The following is a 2,605-nucleotide window of genomic DNA, read 5'->3' as shown; positions in this document are numbered from 1 at the left end:
CGGCGCCCCGATGACGTCGTTCTACGACTGGTACGCCGACCTGCCGGTCGCCTCGCCGCAGGTGTTCGGGGACCAGACCGACGTGCCCGAGTCCGGTGACTGGTGGGACGCGGCGTACTTGATGATGTGGGGCTCCAACGTACCGATCACCCGCACCCCGGACGCGCACTGGATGGCAGAGGTGCGCTACCGCGGCACCAAGGTGGTCAGCGTCAGCCCGGACTACGCCGACAACACCAAGTTCGCCGACGAGTGGATGCCGTGTGCGGCCGGCAACGACGCCGCGCTGGCCATGGCGATGGGCCACGTCATCCTCACCGAACACTATGTGCGCAAACCGGTTCCGTTCTTCATCGACTACGCGCTGCGATACACCGACCTGCCGTTTTTGATCAAGCTGGAGGCGCGGGGCGAGCATCTGGTCCCGGGCAAGAACCTCACCGCCGCCGACCTCGTCGGCGAGTCCGCGAGCGTCGAAAACGCCGCGTTCAAGCCGGCGTTGCTCGACACGGTCACCGACTCGGTCGTGGTGCCCAACGGGTCGCTGGGTTTCCGGTTCGGCGACGACGGGATCGGCAAGTGGAACCTCGATCTCGGCGATGTCCGGCCGGCGCTGAGTGTCCGGCGCGGGCAGCCAACCGACGACGAGACCGCGCTGGTGTCGCTACCCAGCTTCGACACCGTCAGCGGCGAGGGCACGGTCGTGACGCGCGGGATTCCGGTGCGCAGGGTCGGCGAACATCTGGTGTGCACCGTCTACGACCTGATGCTGGCCCAGTACGGGGTGCGCCGCCCCGGTCTGCCCGGAAAGTGGCCGGCCGGCTACGACGACGCCGACTTCTCGTGCACCCCGGCCTGGCAGGAGCCGATCACCGGGGTCTCGGCCGGCCAGGCGATCCGCGTCGCCAGGGAATTCGCCCGCAATGCCGAGGAATCCGGCGGCCGGTCGATGATCATCATGGGCAGCGGCATCGGCCAGTGGTTCCACGGTGACGCGACCTACCGCGCGGTGCTGGCGTTGCTGATGCTGACCGGGTCGATGGGACGAAACGGCGGCGGCTGGGCGCACTACGTGGGCCAGGAGAAGGTTCGCCCGCTGACCGGGTTCCAGACGATGGCGATGGCCACCGACTGGGTACGCCCGCCGCGGCAGGTGCCCGGCGCGTCGTACTGGTATGTGCACACCAACCAGTGGCGCTACGACGGATACGGCGCCGACAAGCTGACCACGCCGCTGGGCCGCGGACGCTTCGCCGGCAAGCACACGGTCGACTTGCTGGCCTCGGCGACGGCGATGGGCTGGAGCCCGTTCTACCCGCAGTTCGACCGGTCGAGTCTGGATGTCGCCGACGAGGCGCGGGCCGCGGGCCGTGACATCGGCGAGTACGTGGCCGAACAACTTGCGCAGCGCAAACTCAAGATGTCGATCACCGATCCGGACAACCCGGTCAACTGGCCGCGGGTGCTCACCGTGTGGCGGGCCAACCTGATCGGGGCATCGGGCAAGGGCGGTGAGTATTTCCTGCAGCATCTGCTGGGCACCGACTCGAACGTGCAGGCCAAACCTGCGACCTACGGGGCGCAGCCGATCGACGTGGTCTCCGACACCGACATCCCGGAGGGCAAGCTCGACCTGATGATGTCGATCGACTTCCGGACGACCTCGACGACGTTGGTCTCCGACGTCGTGCTGCCGGCAGCGACCTGGTATGAGAAAGCCGACATCTCCAGCACCGACATGCACCCGTTCGTGCACGCTTTTTCCGCAGCGATCGACCCGCCGTGGGAGACCCGCAGCGACTTCGACGCGTTCGGCGCCATCGCGCGCGCGTTCAGCCAGCTCGCCAAGCAGCACTTGGGCACCCGCACCGATGTGGTGCTCACCGCGCTGCTGCACGACACCGCGGATGCGCTGGCCTACCCGGACGGCACCGAAAACGACTGGCTGCACAGCGGCGAGACTCCGATTCCGGGTAAGACGATGTCGAAACTGACGGTGGTGCAACGCGACTACGCCGCGGTCTACGACAAGTGGCGGACTCTGGGCCCGCTGGTCGAACAGGCCGGCGTCACCACCAAGGGGGTGACCATGCACCCGGACCAGGAAGTCGCCGAGCTCGGTGAGCGGTTCGGAGTGCTGGATTCCGGTGCGGCAGCGGGCCGTCCGGCGGTCACCACCGGCGAGCGAATGGCCGAGGTGATCCTCGCACTGTCGGGAACCTGCAACGGCCGGCTTGCGGTGGACGGCTTCCGCGACCTGGAGCGACGGACCGGTCGCAAGCTGGTCCACCTGGCCGAGGGCAGCGAGGAGAAGCGCATCACCTACGCCGACACCCAGGCTCGGCCGGTCCCGGTGATCACCAGCCCGGAGTGGTCGGGCAGCGAAACCGGCGGGCGTCGCTACGCTCCGTTCGCCGTGAACGTCGAGTGTCTTAAGCCCTGGCATACGCTCACCGGCCGGATGCACTTCTACCTGGCCCACGACTGGATCGAAGAACTCGGCGAACACCTGCCGGTGTTCCGTCCGCCGCTGGACATGGCCAGGCTGTTCGACGCCCCCGAGCTGGGCCCGACCGACGACGGCATCGGGTTGACGGTGCGGTAC

At 68.0% G+C, this 2,605-nt stretch carries 1 protein-coding gene; it reads left to right on the top strand.

The genetic code is table 11. The annotated features are described in order from the left end of the window. The coding region (locus AC2VON_RS16195; RefSeq protein ID WP_486953869.1) for a molybdopterin-dependent oxidoreductase at positions 1-2,605 on the top strand (2,605 nt) is incomplete at both ends.

Source organism: Mycobacterium sp. TH-M82, assembly GCF_057473605.1.
This window is presented reverse-complemented; position numbering and strand designations above follow the sequence as displayed.